The sequence below is a fragment of the Neobacillus drentensis genome (assembly GCF_036966985.1).
Lineage (GTDB): Bacteria > Bacillota > Bacilli > Bacillales > Cytobacillaceae > Neobacillus > Neobacillus drentensis_E.
On sequence record NZ_JBALSN010000213.1, the window covers coordinates 3,420 to 3,627 of the forward strand.

A 208-nucleotide genomic window follows, 5' to 3' on the forward strand; every position below is an offset into this window, starting at 1 on the left:
ATAAAAAATACTGGATTTAGCATTTGATCCCATTGCGGTAATAATAAGAAATTTCTCTACCTCACTTCTTTTCGCTATTTTAGCTGCCTCGACTGGATATTCATAATCTACTTTTCGAAAAGCTTCTTTGCTTTTTGCTTTTTTAATTGTCGTTCCTAAACAGCAAAAGACGTCCGTCACCTGAAATAATTCTCGGTATGTATGAAGT

Annotated in this window: 1 pseudogene; it reads right to left on the reverse strand. The window is 34.1% G+C overall.

The annotated features are described in order from the left end of the window. A pseudogene (locus V7659_RS14720) lies at positions 1 to 208 on the reverse strand (oxidoreductase); the annotation flags it as partial.